The organism is Prochlorococcus marinus CUG1415 (assembly GCF_017696015.1).
GTDB classification, from domain to species: domain Bacteria; phylum Cyanobacteriota; class Cyanobacteriia; order PCC-6307; family Cyanobiaceae; genus Prochlorococcus_A; species Prochlorococcus_A marinus_AE.
Genome location: NZ_JAAORL010000001.1, coordinates 1047755 through 1066530 on the forward strand (window position 1 = coordinate 1047755; position 18776 = coordinate 1066530).

Below are 18776 nucleotides of genomic sequence, written 5' to 3' on the forward strand. Positions count from 1 at the left end.
ATTTACTTAAATTGTTGACTAGCCTTGCAGAGCCGAGTTATTAATCTAACATCTTGGGGTTAAAATCTTACTAATTTCTCAAAAATTTGATTTAATTTAAATAATATATATCTAGAAAATTTTTCGCTCTTGTAACAGCAGTATAAAGTAACCTCCTTTCAAAATTATCTCTGCAAAAGATATTTTCATCTTCTTTTTTCAATTCCATCTTATATTGATTTCTTCTATATTTTTGGGACCACAAAATGCTTACTTTCTCAGATTCACTTCCTTGAGATTTATGAATAGTAATGGCTATTGCTGGCACAACATTTTCTAAATTAGATGGATCAATTAATGCAACAATTTCTTCGTTATTATCATTAAATTTCCTAAAAAGATATTTTCTTTCATTTTTTAAACCTATAAGTACGCCGATATCTCCATTTGACAATCCAAGTTGATTATTATTTTTTGTGCACATGATCGGAACACCCTCGTTAAGAGTTTTGAGGTCATAAGGTTTTTTTTGACCAAAAACAATTTCATTCAAATATTCAACACTCCATATACCAGAATTTTTTTCACATAAAATCAAGTGACTTTGCAAATCCAGAAATATCTTATTTACTAAATCTTTTTCATTAAGCAATAAATTATGAATGCCCTCATCAAATATATATTTTTTTTTACTTAAATTTGAAGTTGAAAGATTTAACTTATTTAGATAACTTATAATTGAAAAAAATAGATTTTTTGGAATATCTTTATCTCTACTTTTTGTAATAGTAACTTCTTTTGATTTATTATCTTTTTCTAATTCATTTATCTTTTGATTAAGTAAAGAAGAATCATTATTAAATATCAAACTACTAATTAATGCTACATCTCCAATATTTCTATAAGTTTTATTTAAATTTACTACACAAGATTTAATTGAACTATTTTCACAATATTCAAACAAATAATTCCAGATAGAACAGTTATTTACTGGGGACAATTGATTTTTATCTCCAACTAAAATAATTTTACAGTCCTTTGCTAGTAAAATTAAAACTGATTCAATCAAATCAATATTAACCATTGACATTTCATCAATTATGAAAATATCAAGTTCTTTTAGTTTAAATTTCAACTTAAGAGATTTATTTTGCGAATTTAAAATCCATCTATGTAAAGTTTGAAATTCTATTTGATCTAGAAATTTACTAAAGGAAATATTTTTTTTATTATTAAGAGATTCTTTTAGACGAGCTGTAGCTTTACCCGTTGGAGCTGATAAACCAATATTTAAAAAGTTATCAATTTGAAGGAGTTCTAGTATTAAATTTATTATTAAAGTTGTTTTACCTGTGCCTGGTCCTCCTTGAAGGAAAACTAAGTTTGAATATTTAAATATATTCTTAATTTGATCAATTTTATTTTCATCTTTATAAATTATCGAATTCATTAAAATATCGTTATCTATTTTTTTTAAAAATGAATTAATAACCCTTTCTATCTTTGTTGACCATTTTGAAAGGGATAATTTTCTATCTACTAATACAAATGGTGAATTAAGAGAGCCTATCAAGCCTATATTTTTTAGAACATCTAGATGTATATTGGGCCAGCCATCTTCTAATATTTCAAAGATTATTAAACTATTATCTACATCAATAATAGTTTCACCGTTTTTTTCAAACTCTAATAAAATCCTTATTGTATCTTTTACGAAATTACCATATTTTTTTTCATTGAATTTGAAAATACTTGAGATTAAATTAAATATATGATCATATTGGAATTTTTCAATATCCCTAGTTGATTTAGTCATTCTAAAAAAGGTTATCTAAATAATTAATTCTCTTTAAAGGTGCATTACTAATAAAAACACCTGGAGATATATCTTTAGAATTAGACTTTTCAAATAATTCGAAGTCTGGCAATCCCTTTAAAAACAAATAAATATATCCGCCAAGATGTTGATGTGGTTGATAATTTTTAAGTCGCCACTTTAATAATCTATGCAATGCTAATAAATAAAGATGAGATTGCAAGGGATAATGATGTTTAATCATTTCATCTCTCATATTTTCATAGTTGTAGTTTATTGGTAAACAATCATTATTATCGCTTCCTGAAATCAAATTACTTTTCCAATCAATTACCCACCATTTACTATCTTCTAATGTATTACCTACAGGGAAAACACAATCAATACATCCTGAATGAAAGCCTTTATTCATAATTTGAAGATCATTTATTTTGTTTGAATATTCTTCACCAAATTCATATTCCGGATCTAAAAGAAAGCATTTTGATATATCATGAGAATTTATATTTCTACCTTCATAAGATAAAGTTAAATCATATTTAACCTCCTTAAGTAAGTATTGATTAGATATATCAACTAGTTTCGTGTTTTGTAATTCACTTCCTAAAGATATATTTATAATTCTTAAAATGGCATCTTTTACTTTAAAAGCCAAAGAAGAATCGATTTGATGAAAGATCAATTCCTCAATAATTAAATCAATTAATTCTTGATTATTATCGTTTCTAAATTCAAATCTTTCTATTATTTTATGCAAGCAAGTCCCAGCAATAGTTCCTCTAGGAAATTCACTTAAGGGATTTGGATAAGAAAAATAATTAGGAAAATTCTTTGATTTATTAAAATTAGAATCTTTGATAATTGATATATTATCTTCATAATCCTTATATTGATTAATGACTTCATCAATATTTTTATCTTTACGAATCCAAGAAGAATAGCTTGAATAAGAAATGAATTTATCAGAATTAAATTCTTTAGATATTTTTTTATTAACGTTATCTATTTTCCAAAGATTATTATTCAATCGGTTAGTTTGAAACTTAGGAAGAAATTCTTTAATTTTCTCTTTTTCTATCATATTTTCAAAAGTAGACTTATAAATATTTATATTTTCCAAATTATTAAATAAATCATTATTTAAAATATTATTTGTATCTTCTAAATCATTAAAAACTATAAGTTTATATTTGCTCCTTGTGAGGGCTACATAAATTAATCTCTCACTCTCTTTAAATAAATCTTCTTCTTCTATTAATTTAAATTTTTCAACCTTCGAGTAATTATTAGAAATATTAATATATATGTTTCTATCAATATTTGATTTCCAAATAGGTCCTTTAATTTTATTTGAGTTATTAGAAATAATTGAGAGATATGGACAAAGGACCATGTCAAATTCGAGTCCCTTACTACTATGGATAGTACAAAGATTAATTCCATTTTGAAGATTATAATCTTTCGTCAAAAAATCTTCTCCGGTACAAATTCTTAAAGAATGATCTAACTGATTTTTATACCAGTTGAAAACTTTATTGATATTAAAATCATTATTGATTAATTCTATTTCAACAATTTCTGCAAGTTGAAATAAATTCGAATTTAAATCTGAATCTTGAATAATCGATGATGACTTGTAATTTATAAGAAGTTCATTAACAATATTTAAAAACCCTTTTTCTCTTAGTTCCTGGGACCAAGTAATACATTTATTAATCAAAATTTCTAAATTATTACTAATTCCATCATCAAGTAATTCTTCTAATTCAATTTCTATAAATTTTGAAGCAGCAAGTAAAGTTATATTTTTAAAAAGCCTAGGATTTAATAAACAGTCAATGAATAAAAATAATAGAGAACTTGCTTCTGTATCAAAAATATTTTGTTTATTTTGAATTTTGCAAGGGAGGTTAAACTGATTTAATTTGTTTTTCAAATCTAAGCATTGAGAATTATTTAATGTAAGAATCGCAATTTTATTAATATCAATTTCTTTATTATTTAAAATAAAATTAACTATGTAATTGGTTACAATATCATCTACATCTGTCTCTTTTTTTGAAAATTCTACAATTTCAAATACATTCTTAAATTTAAATTCAGAATTAATATTTTCATTAATTCTAGAGGTTAATTTCCTATAGTTTAGTTTTGATTGTTTAAGTCCATTCTTATAAAGTTTATTAATAACATCCATTAACTTTTTAGAGGATCTATAGTTATCTGTAAGACTAAAAACTTCGATTGCATTAGATCTTGCATCTAAGTAAGTTTCAATATCTCCGCCCCTAAATTTGTAGATCGCTTGTTTTGGATCACCTACACAAAGTAAAAAATGATTATTTGTATTAAAGAACTTTTTTATTAAATTCCACTGAGTATTATCTGTATCTTGAAACTCATCTACTAAAACACATTTAAATCTTTTTTGAATTTTAGATTGAGTACTATTATTAGTAATTTCTGAATCTAGAAATTTATTTTCTACAGTCTTTATAAGATCATTGAAGTTAAAAATAGACAAACTTTTTTTTAATTCAATTAATTTTATATAAGCTAATTGGGTAAATATTCTTACAAATTCGGTATAGAGCCCTTCTTTTATTTTATAAATTTTATGTTGGAGTGAATTAAATTTTGTAAAATCTAACTTTAGATTATGTTTATTAATTTCTTTAGAAATATTTTCTTTGTAAAAATATTTAAATAAAAGATCATCGTTAGAAATATCATATAGAAAATCAATCACATTTTTCGAATCAAGACTTTTGTTAATCTCTTCAATCCAAAAAATTATTTGATTAAACTTATTATTTCTCGGCTTTGGTGCATATATTTGACTTTTACCACCACAGTCCTTAATTAATTTTCCCAACTCTATAAGATTTAAAAATAATTCCTTACCTTTCTTATTCCATTCAACACAAAACTCATTCCAATTAAAATACAAAAATTCCTTAAAATAGCTATTTAAATCGATAATCTTATATTTATTATTTATTTGAAATTTACAAATATTTTCTTGATCTATACTTTTTAAAATTTCTACAAAAAATGACTTATTTATACTGCTTCCAAATCTAGAACTTATTTTTTTCTTAGTCACTGCTGAAATTATTTGAGGGTGAAGAGTTAGGAAATCTTCGATCCACAAATTATCTATTACATCTTTATACAAATTATCTATATTATTCTCAATGTATGGATCTTGAGTTAAACCTATTTCAATACTATATTCATCAATAATATAATTGCAAAAAGCATGGAATGTAGTTACCTGTAACTTATAAAATTCATTAACAAAATTATCAATTTCGGATATAATTTTATCCTTGGATTTTTCCTTCTCCTTAAATTTTAAGTACCAATCCTTAAGAGTATTATCTATCTTATTTTCATTATAATTTTGCAAATATAATTTTAAATTCTTAAATCTCGAAAGTATTTTATCTCGTAATTCAGAACACGTATTTTTTGTAAAACTTAATAAGAGTATCTCATCTGGTTTGATTTTTTTTTCCAAAACATTTCTTAAAACTATGTGAGCCAATGTAAAACTTTTGCCTGTTCCTGCACTTGCTTCTATTAATTTAAATTTATTATCTAATTTAATTTGATTAATATCCATATATTTATTGAACTAATATTTAACCTCATTTTTATAAAGTAAGTAATTCTTAAATTTATTCTTTAAATATTGCTCTTCTAAAGCAATTTTAAATTTAATTATTAAAACCAGACTTATTGATAAAAATAAATAATAAATAGATAGCTTTGTTATAAAAAAACCAAGGGAAATAAATATTAAAGAATAGTACATAGGATGCCGCGTAAATTGATAAATACCTTTAGTAACAAGATTGCTATTGTTTATAGGTCTTGGGAAAGGGGATAAATTTCTACCTAAGTCTTTAATTGCAACTAACATTATTATGAAAGAGATTATGATAATTAAAATCCCCATTAAATAAGAAAATGGACTAACTTGAATTATTTGTTTTTGTGGAATAAGTGCCCATTGAAAAAAATGGAGACTTATAATAAAGAACTGTAAAAAAACAAGGATTATTTCATAAGCAGCTTTAAAGAAATTTTTTAACTGAAATTTAGTCATTATTTATTTCCTTAATGCTTCAATAAGAGGGCCGTATAATCTGAATGATAATTTGTCAAAATTATTATTTCTAAAAAAGAAATCTGGTTCTTTTTCATTCCCAAAACAGATTTTCATTTCTATATTATCTCTTTCTCCTTTAGAAAAAGGTTTATTCCCAATCCATCTATTTGTAAAAGCTTTTTTCTCATTTTTTGATTTTATTTTTGCTTCTACATATTTATAAGTACTTTCTGGAGGGAGAGGTAAACAGTTTTCAGAAAAATTTTTAAAAATATTTATGTATTCTTCCAAAATTAAATTTGATTCAATTGCTCCAGGGGATTTAATAATTTGCGATTTATAATTATTGTCTATTCTAAAAATTACTTTAGTCTTTTTTATATTCTTCTTTAAAGAAGAAATGAAGAGTAATTTTATCCAAGCCTCTGTCAAACGACTTAGACTTAGTTTGGCATGTATTAATTCAATTACGGTGTCATCAGCGATAAAATATTCTTCTTTATTTGAATTTGATTTAACATAAATTCTATTAATCTTATTATGTTGACTCAAACTTTCATATAGAGTCCTTAATAAATCTTTGATTTCTTTTTCTTTTGTAAAAATACTATTTTTGGGCATAATAATACCATTTTCAACCAATTGATCATTAATATTCAAATTTTTTAAATCATCAATAATATTATGATGATCAATCTCTAATTGCTGGATTATTTTTGTAATTAGTTGCGACTTTTGCAGATTGCTTACGTACTCCTCGTCTGGATGATGAATAAATATTTCCTTGGGAGAAATATTTTTTTTATTAAGCCAATATTTTTGTGGAGTCTTGAACCAATAAATCAGTTCTGATAATTTGTAATTTTTAATATCAGATTTTTTTTCATTCCAATCTATATCTTCTACTAAAGAATAATTACTTTTAATAATCTTAGAAGAATCAAGATCAATTATTTCATTTTTATTTAAATCAGACTCTTTAATTATAAGTTCTCTTTGGCCTTGGCTTAAAAAACTATCAAAAAAAGAAATTAACTCTTTTATAGGAAAAGAAACATCTAATTTTTTATTGTCTTTGTCATTCTTTACCCAATTAACTATAAATTTATCTCTACAGGCAATTAACAACTCTAGAAATAAATATTTCTCTCTTTCAAAAACTGATGGATCGCCCAGATGATATTTATTATTTAATAAATTTATATTTTCATTCTTTGATAATTTTGGATAATAAACACTATTCATATCTATTAAGAAGATAACCTTATGTGGAATATGCCTTGAATTCTCAATATCACTTACTAGGATCTTATTTATACGTGATTTGCTTTGATATTTAGCTTTATTTATGCAAGAAATTAATATCTCTCTAAAAACATTTAACAAAATAAGATCATCAGGTATTAAAGTTATTGCATGATTATCAAGAATTCTATTTATTTCACTTATTTCTAAATTAAAATTTGCATTAGAATCATGAATATTTTTTAATATAAACTTTATCTTTTCAACCCAACTTGAATAAGAAAAAGATCCCCTTAGCAAATTAATATATTTTTTTAATTGAAGTAATATTTTAACCCATTTATTCAAATCCAAACTTATATTTTTTGAGCTAAATGATTTTAAATTAAAAGTACTTAAATTGACTTCTTTGTCATAAATCAAGCCTAAAGTAATTCTATTTATACACCACTCTAGGGTGTTTTTTTCTTCACCTAATCTTTCATTGGCATCTAATCCCCAATGAAAACCGACTTGAGAAAGTAAGAAAATAATTTCATCCTTCTCAGTAATATGAAAATCAAAAATGTTCTGAGTTACTTTTTTCGAAAGAATATAATCTATTTTTTCAAGTGTAATTTTCTCATTTGCTATTTCAGTGATGTCAATTAAAAATTTATAAATGTCTGGATAATCATGATTATCCTCATCAATAAAAAAATAAGGTATCTTTTCCCCATTAATTAATTCATTATTAAAGATATGCCTTAGATAAGGTTTAATTTGATTAGTTTGAGGAGATAAAACAGCAATATCACTAAATTTAATATTCTCGCAAGAATTTATTATTTCTATAATTTTACTTCTTAAATATTCTAATTGTTTATTCTGATTAACATGCTCACAAAGTAATATTGAATCATCCCTTTCATTTACTATAAAATCATTGCTATTGTTATCAATTAGTTTTTTTTGTATTTGATTAAGAAGAGGAATATCTTTCTTCTCATGAAAATTAGTTGTTGGATCAATGTATATTAAATTATTTTTTAAATTTATACCTTCCTTAAGAATATTTTCCTCAATTAATTTCTGAAAGTTTGCTCCAAATTTACCAAATATTTTCTCTATATTTGTATTATTTAAATACAATTTACTTTCATTATCATCAAATCCCAACTCACCTTCAAGACAATTTATTCTATTCCATAAATCTTCTCCTGCAGATAATAAATATAAATTTACCTTAGTAAATTTTGAAAGTTCTGAATAAAAGTTAATATGTAGTTTAGATAAGTTATTATCGGAAATAATATAAATATGATTTGGTATTTTAATTTGAAAGTTTTTAATTCTTCTTAAATTCTTTATTACTTCAATCATGTATAAACAAGAAGGCTTTTCAGATATCTTTTTCTCTAATAATTTATATAAAATAGGTTGCCAAAATTGATCTGAATTTAAATTCTTAAATAGATGAATAGAGTTAATATCATATCTATTCCATTCAGCAATCATTTCAGGTCTAAAAATTAGATAATCAATAAAATTATTCGTGATCTTTTTTGTCAGATTATATAGGTCTCCATCAATTGTCTTTTTATTTTCCAAATATTTATTAATCCAATTACTAAGTGGCAATGATTCTTTAAAGCTATTTAATTCTTCTAATGAATCAATAATTCCCCATTTGATTGACTCAAAATTCCATAAGCCCATATCAATCTCAGGGAAAAAATTTGTCAATAATGACTCTGTATAACTTGATATAGTTTTTAATTCATAAAGAGCACTTATTTGATTTTTTATAGTTATTTGTTCACTTAACCATTTACCCAAAAAATAATTTGGAACAGCTATTTCTAATTTCTCAGTTATAAAAGGAGGACATATTTTTAGTTCTTCTACTAAAAGCTCACTAATTACTTCAATTTTGTTTGACTTATAGATATGGAGCAATTTATTAATTGGTTATATTACTCAACTTTAAATGGATCAGTTATTTCTGCCTTAGGACATTCGAATTCCCCCACAGCAACAAACTCTAAACGAAGCTTCAAGAAAGTTATAAATTTTTTATCCGTTGACAAAACAGCTGCTGGAGGGGAGGGGATCTTTGCTGTTAGATCAACAAATTGAGTGGTATGCAAAAAAGATGGATTTTTTAAGAGCCAAAAATCTATATCTTTGTTGTTTTCTTTGTAGTTTCTCTCCCTCTCTTTCAAAATCTCTTCAAGTGGTTCTTCCACTGTTAAAAACTTTTCACTTGCTGCAACGAAAAAATATGTTGTCATTTTGAAATTTAATTTAATTTAATAATTGACTTCATTTCACGAACAGACTTTTCCAATCCTACCGCTAAAGCCCTTGCAACAATACTATGACCTATGTTTAACTCGTTCATATTGTTAATTGATGCAATTTTTTTAACATTATTATAATTAAGTCCATGACCAGCATTAACAACTAATCCAAGGTCATTTGCTTCATGAGCAGATTCTATAATCCTTTGAAGCTCTATATACTGATCCTTTCCAGTTAATTCAGCATATTTACCAGTATGTAACTCTATAAAATCAAACCCTATTTCTTTTGAATAATTTATCTGCGCACCAATAGGATCAATAAATGCACTTACTTCAATATTTGAATCTTTTAAATTTTCAACAAAATTCTTAAGATATTTCACATTACTTTTTACATCCAAGCCACCTTCAGTAGTCACTTCCTCTCTTTTCTCTGGGACAAGTGTTATGTAATCCGGAAGAAGTTTTTTAGCAATTGCCAACATTTCTTCTGTAGCAGCCATCTCTAGATTGAGTTTTGTTTTTATAGTTTCTTTCAAAAGGAATACGTCCCTATCTTGTATATGTCTTCTATCCTCTCTTAGATGAACTGTAATTGAATCTGCCCCCCCTAATTCAGCTAAAAAAGCAAATTGAACAGGGTCTGGCTCTACAGTTTTCCTTGCTTGCCTTACATTTGCAATATGGTCTATGTTTACTCCTAAAGTAGTCATAATTTCAAAATTTTAGTTTCTAGACAATCTAGTAACCGCCCAATAATAGCTAATAAAAAATTACAAACACTTAAATTATTAATATATAGTTAATTGAATTTGAAGAAAAAATCCGAAAATATTTGGTATAAAATCAACCCAGTATTGGGATTCTTTGCAATGTTCTTTACTCAAGACATTGTTTTGAGAATTTTTTTTAGTAAAAAGAAAATAATTAATAATGATTTTTCTATACCCATAAATTCCTCGATTATTTTAGCTCCAACCCACAGATCAAGATGGGACGGTCTCGTCCTCACTATGGCAATGGGTAGAAGGGTAACCAAAAAGGATTGCAGGTTTATGGTTACTAAATCAGAAATGAGAGGAATACAAGGTTGGTTTTTAAAAAGACTTGGATGTTTTTCGATAAATCAATTATCGCCATCCCTCTCAACGTTAAAATACGCTGTTAATCTTATAGAAAAAGGTGAACAATTAGTTGTTTTCCCGGAAGGGAAAATTAATAAATATGGGAAAAAATTAGTCCTCAAAGAAGGATTATATAGATTAGCTCGATTAGCTACAAAAAAAACAAAATCAATAATTATAATACCAATCGGAATTGCCTATAGTAAGGTTACTCCAAAATTTAGGAGCGAATTTTGTTTATCCTTTGGAAAACCGATAGCAATTAATGAATTTTTAAATATTAATATTAAAGAATTTAATGAATTTCTAAATGAACAAATTATCAAAGAAGAGGAAATTGCATTAAAAAATGTCGGTAGATGAATACCCAATAAGTTAGTATTAATTTTAATAATTAAATGAGAATATGAAATTCTTAAAATTAATTCCAATTTTATTTATATTTTTAGGGAATTTTCCTTATAAAAATTTAGTTTATGCAGAAGTAAAGAACCCAAATGACTTTAAAGTACTTTCAAAGTATAGTAAAACGCTCTCTATCTCAAACGTAGAATATTACATAAAAGAAGGCGATAAACTTATAAAAAATGGTGATTTTGGTAAAGCTAAAGATTCCTATCTAGATGCAAGGAAATTAGCAAAGCAACTTGCATCATTTTACTCCGATCTAAATACAGCCTTCAAAGGAGTTGATGCAAGAATACCAAACGAAATGCAAAGGAAAGGTAAGGAAACACTTAGGATTCTGGCAGAATCAAATGAAAGGTTAGCAGCTGTTTATATAAAAGATGAAGAACCTGAAGTGGCTGTCCCTCTACTTATTGAAATAATCAGAATAATGTCTCCTAATAGTTCAGAAGGTAAAGAAGCTTACCAAACCTTAATTCAACTAGGATTTGTCGATACGAAATATAAGGGGTAATTAAACTTAATTATGATTACGAAAACAGAAGTTATTAATCTAATCACTAATAAAATTCCTAGCTCACAAGTTTTTGTTGAAAACATAAAGGGAAATGATCATTTGCAGGTAACTGTAATTTCATCTGAATTTCATGGATTATCATTAGTTAAACAACATCAACTAGTTTATTCTGCATTAAAGGAAGAATTAGCTTCAGAAGCTATCCATGCACTTGCATTAAAAACAGAAACACCAAATTAAATTATGGACAACAACACAAAAGATAAAATACAAAAACTGATTGATGCTAATCCAATAATGGTATTCATGAAAGGTACCAAATTAATGCCGCAATGCGGTTTTTCCAATAATGTAGTTCAAATACTAAATTCCCTAGGTTTAGAATTTGGTACTTTTGATGTTTTAAGCGATTTCGAAGTAAGAGAAGGTATTAAAGAATATTCAGATTGGCCAACAATTCCCCAAGTTTATTTAAAAGGAGAGTTTCTTGGCGGATCAGACATTCTTATAGAAATGTACAATTCAGGATCCTTAAAAGAAAAAATAGAAATTGAATTAGCGTCTTAAGACAATTAGTAAGTATAAATACTGATTTAGTTAATAAAAATTAATATTTTAAATCCTTTTTTTATCAAAAAAACCTTTATTTTCGTCTCCCTCTGGCGCAATAAAACTCGATGGATCTAAAATCCATCTTTCTATTAATCTTTCTAATTTCTCTTGATCGCCTTGCTCTAAACTACTGCAATTCCTTAAGGCTTGGAGATAACCATCACTATATAACTTAAGGTCAGCTGGTGTATGAAAACGAGTAACTAAGTCTTGGCAATTATCGCAAATTGATTGAAAATGACGAATTACTTTAGGATTTTCAAATGATGTCATAATTCGATAGATTCTGATTTTTATTTAGCATTTGTTATACCTTATTAAGGATGATAAAAAATTGCCTGGCCAAACAGTAATTAAGAATGCAATCAACTGAGCAAATCTTAGCTTCAACTCCTGGCAGTTCACAAGTGCCTACGAGCTCTCAAACCCCTTCGAGAGTTCTTGTTGTTGAACCTCACCCCACACTTAGAACTGTCCTTGTACAAAGACTTCGTCAAGATGGACATCTTGCGGCCGCAGTTGGATCAGCTGCGGAAGCAGTTGACTTATGTAGGGAACAGTCACCTGACCTATTAGTAAGTGCAGAAATCCTCGAACAGAATACTGCAATGAGACTAGCTCAACAGTTAGGTGCTGCCGTTATTGTTTTGACTGCCAGATCAGGAGTTGAAGCATTAGTTAATTTATTAGATGAAGGAGCTGATGATGTTCTAAGAAAACCATTTGGATTAGAAGAGCTCGCAGCAAGATGCAGAACCCTCTTGAAAAGGGGAAGAATAGGACTACAAGAAAAAGTTGAGGTTGGCCCTCTAGAGGTTCATCTTCTTTTAAGACAAGTAACGCTTAGTGAGAAGCCAGTAGAATTAAGCCCAAGAGAGTTTGCACTCCTTTGTGCACTTTTAATGCCCCCAGGCATGGTAAGAAGTCGGCAAGAGCTTCTAAGAATGGCCTGGCCCCCTTTCAGTGGCGGTCCTAGATCTGTAGATACTCAGGTCTTAACCTTACGAAGAAAATTAGAACAGGCAGGATTGGGAGAAGGAGGTGGCATAACTACTGTAAGACAACAAGGTTATCGATTCAGTATTGATAATATTTAATTTAGAAAAGCAAAAATTTCACCAATAATCATTAAAACCGAAATTATCGTCAATAATTTATAAGTCCAAAGAGGTGATATATAAGATATTTCATTTATAGCAATACCAGTATTTTTTGAAACAAGTAATAAGAATTTATCGTAATTTTCTACCCTTTGCGGGATAAGGAAATTATCACCTTTTTTAGTATTGAAATAATAAACCTTACTACCCTGACTGGTAGGCAAAGATTTGATTAACTTAATATCTTTCCAATAAATCTCCCAATTTTCTTTACCAAAATATCTGGAAATCAAGCTCGTTTTATAGGAAATTTTATTATTGCAAGTTTCTACATAGTCACTTGTGATATTAATAATTAAATATAGACCTAAGATAAATGTAATAATTGAGGGGATTTTCAACTTTTCAATTGAAATGAATGGGATAGGAATTGTGAGTGCTAAGTACAAAGAAATTAATGAACTTTTTACTGAAAAAAGAGTTATGAATTTTTCTTTCATTTTTTATAAATACATTTAATCTGGTAATTTGAAACTATTTATATTTAATTTTGAACCTATTTTATGAGCGCAAGCATAGCCACTAAAAGCTACTGCATTTAAACCTTGACCAGGGAAACATGAATCCCCTACGCAATAAAGATTTTTAATTTTTGTAGTGTTAAATGGCATTGGAAGAAGGCCTAGCAACTTTTTGCTAGGAATTGGCCCATAGCTGCCTTCATATCTTCCAAGAAACTTTTTATGGGTTTTTGGAGTCCCAATTTCTTTGTGATCAATGTTCTCTTCAAGATTAGGTAAAATAGTCGAAATCTTTTGAACAAGAAATGAAAAGTATTCTTCTTTTTTCGCAAGATATTCTTTTCTGGATAATCCCTCCCATTCATTAATTGAAGAAGGGGTAAAGGCATGAACAATATGCTTGCCTTCAGGAGCCAATGATGAGTCAAGTAAGGTAGGGATAGAGACAAATATTACTCCTTTTTCATTTTCTAGTTCATTCCAATCCTCAACAATAATATGATGACAATTAAGATCATCCCTTAATATGCTTTTCTCTACTCCAAGGTGTATAGAAACAAAAGAGGGAGAAGGTTTATAGGTTTCTGACCACTTATATTCACTTTTTGGGACGCTTTTACTTGGAATTAACCCTTTCTTTTTATTTTTAAGTCCAAAAGTATCCCATCTAGTGGAATTAGATACAATAATATTTGAGTAAATTTCTTCCCCATTTGAAAGTTTTACGCCTACTGCTTTTCCATCTTCTAAAATTATTTCATTGACATTAGCTTTGTAACGAATCTTACTTCCTAATTTTTCAATTCCAGAAACCAACTTTTCTGCAATTATACCTACGCCGCCTTTAGGATAGTTTATACCGCCAGCATGCCTATCTGTAAAAACCATTCCTGCATTAATCATTGGTGTTTTAAGAGCTGGCATTACAGACCAACAAAAACATTCGATATCAATAAATTTTAAAAGTTCAGGATCTTTTATAAACTTTCTCGCAACATCTCCAGCGTTTACAGGTAGCCATCTAGCTAAACCTAAACAAGAAAATGGAGATTTAAAGAAAACTTTAAAAAGATAACTTGGATCCTCTATTGATAAAAGAGGCATTGAATCTAAACATTTAAAAACATTTGCGCAAGTATCGTAAAATTTCCTTATGCCTTCTTTTTCCTTAGGAAAAGTAGCTGATAATTTACTAATAAATTTTTCATAGTCTTTATCTACAGAGATACTAAAGTTATTTGGAAGATGATATTCCAACTGAACAGGATCAGGTATGGTTTCGCATTTTTCATTTACATCTTTTAAAGCACGAGTTAATAAATTGGTATAACCTTTTTCTCCAAATCCAAATATCATCGAAGCACCAACATCAAAGGTATAACCTTTTCTCTTGAAAGAGCCACCACTTCCTCCAGGGATAATATATTTCTCAAGAACTAAAACTCGAGCTCCCTTGGCAGCTAATTGTGATGCTGTTACTAACCCTCCTATTCCAGAGCCAATAATAATCGCATCGAAATTACCCTTATTAAATTTCATTTTTGATTCTTTAAATAATTTATTTTACTTAATTTTGATAAGTAATTGATCATTTGCAAAACGAGAATCTAATTTCTTTCTGAACCCATTTAAAGCCTCTATAGATCTTTCTTGATAAGCTTTGTACCTTGATCTTTTGTCTTTTATTCTTTTAGTCAGTTCTGGAACTAAACCAAATGAAGCTGGCATTGGCTGAAATTTATTTTTTTTCTGATTTGACAATATTTGATTTCTATTGCTTATGAAATTTATTAGAGAACCAATCATTGATTCACTAGGGAAAGTTACTGTTTTTTTGCCCTTAGCTAATAAAGATGCATTTATTCCTGCGAGCAACCCCCCAGCAGCAGCCGCAACATATCCTTCCGTACCAGTTATCTGACCAGCGGCTAAAAGAGTTTCTCTTTTCATAAATTGCAGGGTTGGTAAAAGTAATTTTGGAGATTCTAGAAAGGTATTTCTATGCATTACTCCAAAACGTACAAACTCAGCTTTTTCTAGACCGGGAATCATCCTAAATATTCTTTTTTGCTCTGACCATTTGAGGTTGGTTTGAAAACCAACCATATTAAGTAATTTCCCCTCGAGATCTTCCATCCTTAATTGAACAATTGCATGAGGTCGATTTTTTAATCTATTTTCCCTATCAAATAAATCTCCCCATTTAGGATTCCACAACCCTATAGATTTCAAAGGACCGTATCTCATAGTGTCTACTCCTCTTCTGGCGATTTCTTCTATTGGCAAACAAGCTTCAAAGAAATTAGCAGATTCTTTTTCAAAGTCTTTTAAATTAGCTTGATCTCCTTCTACTAGTTCGTTCCTAAAATTGATGTAATCATTTTTATCCATAGGGCAATTTAAATATGCCGGATCTCCTTTATCGTATCTACTAGCTTTAAAGACAATCTCTTGATCAATAGTATCACCATAGATAATTGGACTAGCGGCATCAAAAAAATGACAGGTATCAATACCTGTAAAACATTTTATTTTGCTAGCCAATGCATCAGAAGTTAATGGGCCGGTAGCAAGGATAGTTATATTTTCTTCGCTGGGGAGATCCAATTGTTCAAATCTCTTGATTTCAACTAAAGGATGATTAGATAAAACCTCAGTCAAAGCATTACTAAATTTAGATCTATCAACAGCCAAAGCACCTCCAGCTGGAACAGAAAATTTATCTGCCGTTTGTACTATCAATGAATTAAAAATTCTTAATTCCTTTTGCAATAAACCAGCAGCCCTATCAGGACTTATAGCCCCAAAACTGTTACTGCAAACCAATTCACCAAATTCTCCAGTGTGATGTGCTGGAGTTGATTGAAAAGGGCGCATTTCAATTAACTTAACAGGTATTCCAGCATTAGCTATTTGCCAAGCAGCTTCGCTACCAGCAAGGCCAGCTCCTATTACATTTACCTCTTTTTTAATCAATTAAATAATTAATTTATTATTTAAATTTTTTATTTTAATCCAGCCCTTTTATTTATATCCAGCCCAATAAACAGAGCCCATATAGCGGCAGCGAATATTGGCAATAAAACGATAGAAAGTCTTAACATTTTTTTTAATAGTGTTATTTAATAAACATAATAACTTTTAAATGCAAAATAATACCTTTTAACTCCAAAAAATGAGAGAATTTTTAATTTTTTATTTATTTCTAAATTGTCTACTAAATTGCTCTCTTGCAGGTTTTTGAATATTAAAAATAACCCATGCAACTGCTGCAATTATTGGGGCAAAAACGACAATAGCTCTTAACATTTTAAAAAATCTGTTATTTATTAATATCTTACCTTTTATATGAGAACAAAGAGCGCGTTTTTAAATTATTACTTCATAAGTTAAGATTTGTATTTGTATTGTTCAACTTTAGATAATAAGTTGTTTTTTTTGCCTTAAAAAGGGATAATTTCATATGTACTCAGTTTTACAAAATGGGTCGCTAGCTCAGTGGTAGAGCATCCGGCTTTTAACCGGCTGGTCCTGAGTTCGAATCTCAGGCGACCCACATTTTCTTCAATTGAGTTCATTAAATTGCAATTTCCTTTTTTAAACGAACCCAAACTTTTAAAGTTAAATTTTCATTGATTATGCTCCTACATAAGTTATAAATTGTTTTTTCTAGAATGCTGAATATTAAGTGCTTTGTTAAAAAAATTATTTAGCGAAATTTTAAAATAAAAAAAGCTAAAAAACATCATTAAAGTTTTCTAATTGAAATTAATGGACCATACCCAGTAAGATGTATCTGGAAAATAAATTGTAAAGTTTAAATATTCATTCATCGTTTTAAGTCTTCTATAGACGCGGAGAGAAACATATTACATCACATTTTGTATTAACCCTTCAATAACGAATTAAGAGTTAATTGGAAAACAATTTACTGTTAATTTTTAAAATCCCACATACATACACACTAATGAAGTATTTTTGTGACATGTTTTGCATTTTTATAATATTAAGATAATTTATATAAAATATAAGGATAATTTATCCAGAAAAGTTTAAAAATGCTTTACAAAGCTTCATAATACCTGTTACAATCGTTTACATAAATTATTTTTTTCTATGACTCCTGAAGCAGAACGTTTTAATGGTTGGGCCGCAATGTTAGGTTTCGTTGCAGCTGTTGGTGCTTATGTAACTACTGGGCAAATTATTCCAGGTTGGTTCTAATTAACTCTAAATTTAACTTAATCAGTTGAGGAATTTTGAAATTATATATTTTAATCAAATCTTATTAAATTTCTTCAATTCCTCAAACTTTCTAGACAAATTTAGACTTTTAAAAAAGCAACATCTTCACAATATTCATTAATTTAAGAGTACTTAATGAAAAGGATTACAGGATTATTGCTCGAAGAACTTACCATTTTATTATTTAATGATTTAATTTTCTTTAGTAATAACAGATTATGATCTATTTAATTAAATAATCCCTGAAATCCTTTTACTTTTAATAAAATTAAACTCTCATCCCTGGTTTACCAGGTTTTTTTTTGATAGCTGGCTATTACTTAATTTTAACAATTTACAAGAAATACATGAGTCAATCTCTATAACTTTTTTGATGAAATTTTTTCGATATTATCTAAACATGTAGAGCATAATAAATGTCCTTTCTTACTCCAAAATGTTTTAGTCGATCTCTCTATATCTTTTCGACAAACTAAACATTTAAATATAGGTGTCATTACGGATCCCAAATTCATAACATTTTATTTTAATTACGATTATAAATTTGAGTAAAAATTATTTTTATATGATAAAAATCTATAAATAATACCTTTATGTCAATTCATGAAAAAGACCCGCCATATGGCAGGTCTTTTAAAGTGTGTAAGATTTTTCTAAATTAAATTAATAAACTTAGAAACTGAATGATGTCTTGACCATAATGCCTGTTTGGTCGTCTCCGTTTGTCTCTTTTACAAAAACGAGTGGAGTAACTGTCATTCCATCATTAATTGGGTAAGTGTAGAATGCCTCATACATTAAGAACTC

The 18776-nt window shown here is 27.8% G+C and carries 17 protein-coding genes, 1 tRNA gene and 1 pseudogene; 7 read left to right on the plus strand and 12 right to left on the minus strand.

Annotation, left to right across the window (positions count from 1 at the left end; all coding sequences use genetic code 11):
• Positions 1-91: 91 nt before the first annotated feature.
• The 6 genes from HA143_RS06010 to HA143_RS06035 are packed head-to-tail and all read right to left on the minus strand — an operon-like array spanning position 92 to position 10155.
• Complete coding sequence (locus HA143_RS06010) at positions 92-1795, minus strand: AAA family ATPase (RefSeq protein WP_209084294.1); 1704 nt, start codon at positions 1793-1795, stop codon at positions 92-94.
• Position 1796: 1 nt separating this feature from the next.
• Complete coding sequence (locus HA143_RS06015) at positions 1797-5423, minus strand: UvrD-helicase domain-containing protein (protein WP_209084302.1); 3627 nt, start codon at positions 5421-5423, stop codon at positions 1797-1799.
• Between the two features lie 12 nt (positions 5424-5435).
• Positions 5436-5909: a methyltransferase family protein gene (locus tag HA143_RS06020; protein ID WP_209084304.1), complete on the minus strand. Its 474-nt coding sequence runs from the start codon at positions 5907-5909 to the stop codon at positions 5436-5438.
• 3 nt (positions 5910-5912) lie between these two features.
• Positions 5913-9095, minus strand: coding sequence for an exodeoxyribonuclease V subunit gamma (locus tag HA143_RS06025; RefSeq protein ID WP_209084306.1), 3183 nt, complete (start codon positions 9093-9095; stop codon positions 5913-5915).
• 17 nt (positions 9096-9112) lie between these two features.
• The gene (locus HA143_RS06030; protein ID WP_209084321.1) at positions 9113-9430 is read right to left on the minus strand and encodes an MgPME-cyclase complex family protein; all 318 of its coding nucleotides are present in this window, start codon (positions 9428-9430) and stop codon (positions 9113-9115) included.
• Positions 9431-9438: 8 nt separating this feature from the next.
• Positions 9439-10155, minus strand: a complete 717-nt coding sequence (locus HA143_RS06035) for a pyridoxine 5'-phosphate synthase (RefSeq protein WP_209084324.1) — start codon at positions 10153-10155, stop codon at positions 9439-9441.
• A gap of 159 nt (positions 10156-10314) precedes the next feature.
• Between HA143_RS06035 and HA143_RS06040 the strand changes: the two genes are divergently transcribed.
• The 4 genes from HA143_RS06040 to grxD are packed head-to-tail and all read left to right on the plus strand — an operon-like array spanning position 10315 to position 12058.
• On the plus strand, positions 10315-10929 hold the full coding sequence (locus tag HA143_RS06040) for a lysophospholipid acyltransferase family protein (protein ID WP_209084510.1): 615 nt from the start codon (positions 10315-10317) through the stop codon (positions 10927-10929).
• A 43-nt stretch (positions 10930-10972) separates the two neighbouring features.
• On the plus strand, positions 10973-11488 hold the full coding sequence (locus tag HA143_RS06045; protein WP_209084326.1) for a hypothetical protein: 516 nt from the start codon (positions 10973-10975) through the stop codon (positions 11486-11488).
• A gap of 12 nt (positions 11489-11500) precedes the next feature.
• Positions 11501-11731 carry a BolA family protein gene (locus tag HA143_RS06050; protein ID WP_209084328.1) on the plus strand — a complete coding sequence of 77 codons (231 nt, stop codon included), beginning with the start codon at positions 11501-11503 and terminating at the stop codon, positions 11729-11731.
• Between the two features lie 3 nt (positions 11732-11734).
• Complete coding sequence (gene grxD, locus HA143_RS06055; RefSeq protein ID WP_209084330.1) at positions 11735-12058, plus strand: Grx4 family monothiol glutaredoxin; 324 nt, start codon at positions 11735-11737, stop codon at positions 12056-12058.
• Between the two features lie 48 nt (positions 12059-12106).
• Here grxD and HA143_RS06060 read toward each other — a convergent pair whose 3' ends face one another.
• The gene (locus tag HA143_RS06060) at positions 12107-12376 is read right to left on the minus strand and encodes a DUF6761 family protein (protein ID WP_209084332.1); all 270 of its coding nucleotides are present in this window, start codon (positions 12374-12376) and stop codon (positions 12107-12109) included.
• An 86-nt stretch (positions 12377-12462) separates the two neighbouring features.
• Here HA143_RS06060 and HA143_RS06065 point away from each other — a divergent pair, with 86 nt between their 5' ends.
• Entirely contained in the window at positions 12463-13200 is a 738-nt protein-coding gene (locus HA143_RS06065; protein ID WP_209084334.1) for a response regulator transcription factor, read from the plus strand.
• Here HA143_RS06065 and HA143_RS06070 read toward each other — a convergent pair.
• The 4 genes from HA143_RS06070 to HA143_RS06085 all read right to left on the minus strand — a co-directional run bounded on the left by HA143_RS06070 (position 13197) and on the right by HA143_RS06085 (position 17033).
• The gene (locus tag HA143_RS06070; RefSeq protein ID WP_209084336.1) at positions 13197-13703 is read right to left on the minus strand and encodes a hypothetical protein; all 507 of its coding nucleotides are present in this window, start codon (positions 13701-13703) and stop codon (positions 13197-13199) included. The two genes, HA143_RS06065 and HA143_RS06070, sit on opposite strands and share 4 nt — an antisense overlap.
• A 15-nt stretch (positions 13704-13718) precedes the next feature.
• Positions 13719-15263 (minus strand): carotenoid isomerase, encoded by a 1545-nt coding sequence (gene crtH, locus HA143_RS06075; protein WP_209084344.1) that lies wholly within the window; start codon positions 15261-15263, stop codon positions 13719-13721.
• A gap of 24 nt (positions 15264-15287) precedes the next feature.
• A complete protein-coding gene (trmFO, locus tag HA143_RS06080; RefSeq protein WP_209084346.1) occupies positions 15288-16700 on the minus strand; it encodes a methylenetetrahydrofolate--tRNA-(uracil(54)-C(5))-methyltransferase (FADH(2)-oxidizing) TrmFO in 1413 nt (470 codons plus the stop codon).
• A 219-nt stretch (positions 16701-16919) separates the two neighbouring features.
• Positions 16920-17033 carry a photosystem II protein Y gene (locus HA143_RS06085; protein WP_209084348.1) on the minus strand — a complete coding sequence of 38 codons (114 nt, stop codon included), beginning with the start codon at positions 17031-17033 and terminating at the stop codon, positions 16920-16922.
• A 175-nt stretch (positions 17034-17208) separates the two neighbouring features.
• Here HA143_RS06085 and HA143_RS06090 point away from each other — a divergent pair.
• Together HA143_RS06090 and HA143_RS06095 are read left to right on the plus strand one after the other, a co-directional pair.
• Positions 17209-17280: transfer RNA gene (locus HA143_RS06090), tRNA-Lys, on the plus strand.
• Between the two features lie 560 nt (positions 17281-17840).
• Positions 17841-17948 carry a high light inducible protein gene (locus HA143_RS06095; RefSeq protein ID WP_011132751.1) on the plus strand — a complete coding sequence of 36 codons (108 nt, stop codon included), beginning with the start codon at positions 17841-17843 and terminating at the stop codon, positions 17946-17948.
• 693 nt (positions 17949-18641) lie between these two features.
• Here HA143_RS06095 and HA143_RS09740 read toward each other — a convergent pair.
• Positions 18642-18776 (minus strand): annotated as a pseudogene (locus HA143_RS09740) (porin); the annotation flags it as partial.

Bases quoted from the DNA above. Each gene is read 5' to 3' on its own strand.
- HA143_RS06070 (WP_209084336.1), bottom strand. From the start codon at position 13,703: ATGAAAGAAAAATTCATAACTCTTTTTTCAGTAAAAAGTTCATTAATT.
- HA143_RS06095 (WP_011132751.1), top strand. From the start codon at position 17,841: ATGACTCCTGAAGCAGAACGTTTTAATGGTTGGGCCGCAATGTTAGGT.
- HA143_RS06010 (WP_209084294.1), bottom strand. From the start codon at position 1,795: ATGACTAAATCAACTAGGGATATTGAAAAATTCCAATATGATCATATA.
- HA143_RS06015 (WP_209084302.1), bottom strand. From the start codon at position 5,423: ATGGATATTAATCAAATTAAATTAGATAATAAATTTAAATTAATAGAA.
- HA143_RS06030 (WP_209084321.1), bottom strand. From the start codon at position 9,430: ATGACAACATATTTTTTCGTTGCAGCAAGTGAAAAGTTTTTAACAGTG.
- HA143_RS06050 (WP_209084328.1), top strand. From the start codon at position 11,501: ATGATTACGAAAACAGAAGTTATTAATCTAATCACTAATAAAATTCCT.
- crtH (WP_209084344.1), bottom strand. From the start codon at position 15,263: ATGAAATTTAATAAGGGTAATTTCGATGCGATTATTATTGGCTCTGGA.
- HA143_RS06045 (WP_209084326.1), top strand. From the start codon at position 10,973: ATGAAATTCTTAAAATTAATTCCAATTTTATTTATATTTTTAGGGAAT.
- HA143_RS06035 (WP_209084324.1), bottom strand. From the start codon at position 10,155: ATGACTACTTTAGGAGTAAACATAGACCATATTGCAAATGTAAGGCAA.
- HA143_RS06085 (WP_209084348.1), bottom strand. From the start codon at position 17,033: ATGTTAAGAGCTATTGTCGTTTTTGCCCCAATAATTGCAGCAGTTGCA.
- grxD (WP_209084330.1), top strand. From the start codon at position 11,735: ATGGACAACAACACAAAAGATAAAATACAAAAACTGATTGATGCTAAT.
- HA143_RS06060 (WP_209084332.1), bottom strand. From the start codon at position 12,376: ATGACATCATTTGAAAATCCTAAAGTAATTCGTCATTTTCAATCAATT.
- HA143_RS06040 (WP_209084510.1), top strand. From the start codon at position 10,315: ATGTTCTTTACTCAAGACATTGTTTTGAGAATTTTTTTTAGTAAAAAG.
- HA143_RS06065 (WP_209084334.1), top strand. From the start codon at position 12,463: ATGCAATCAACTGAGCAAATCTTAGCTTCAACTCCTGGCAGTTCACAA.
- HA143_RS06020 (WP_209084304.1), bottom strand. From the start codon at position 5,909: ATGACTAAATTTCAGTTAAAAAATTTCTTTAAAGCTGCTTATGAAATA.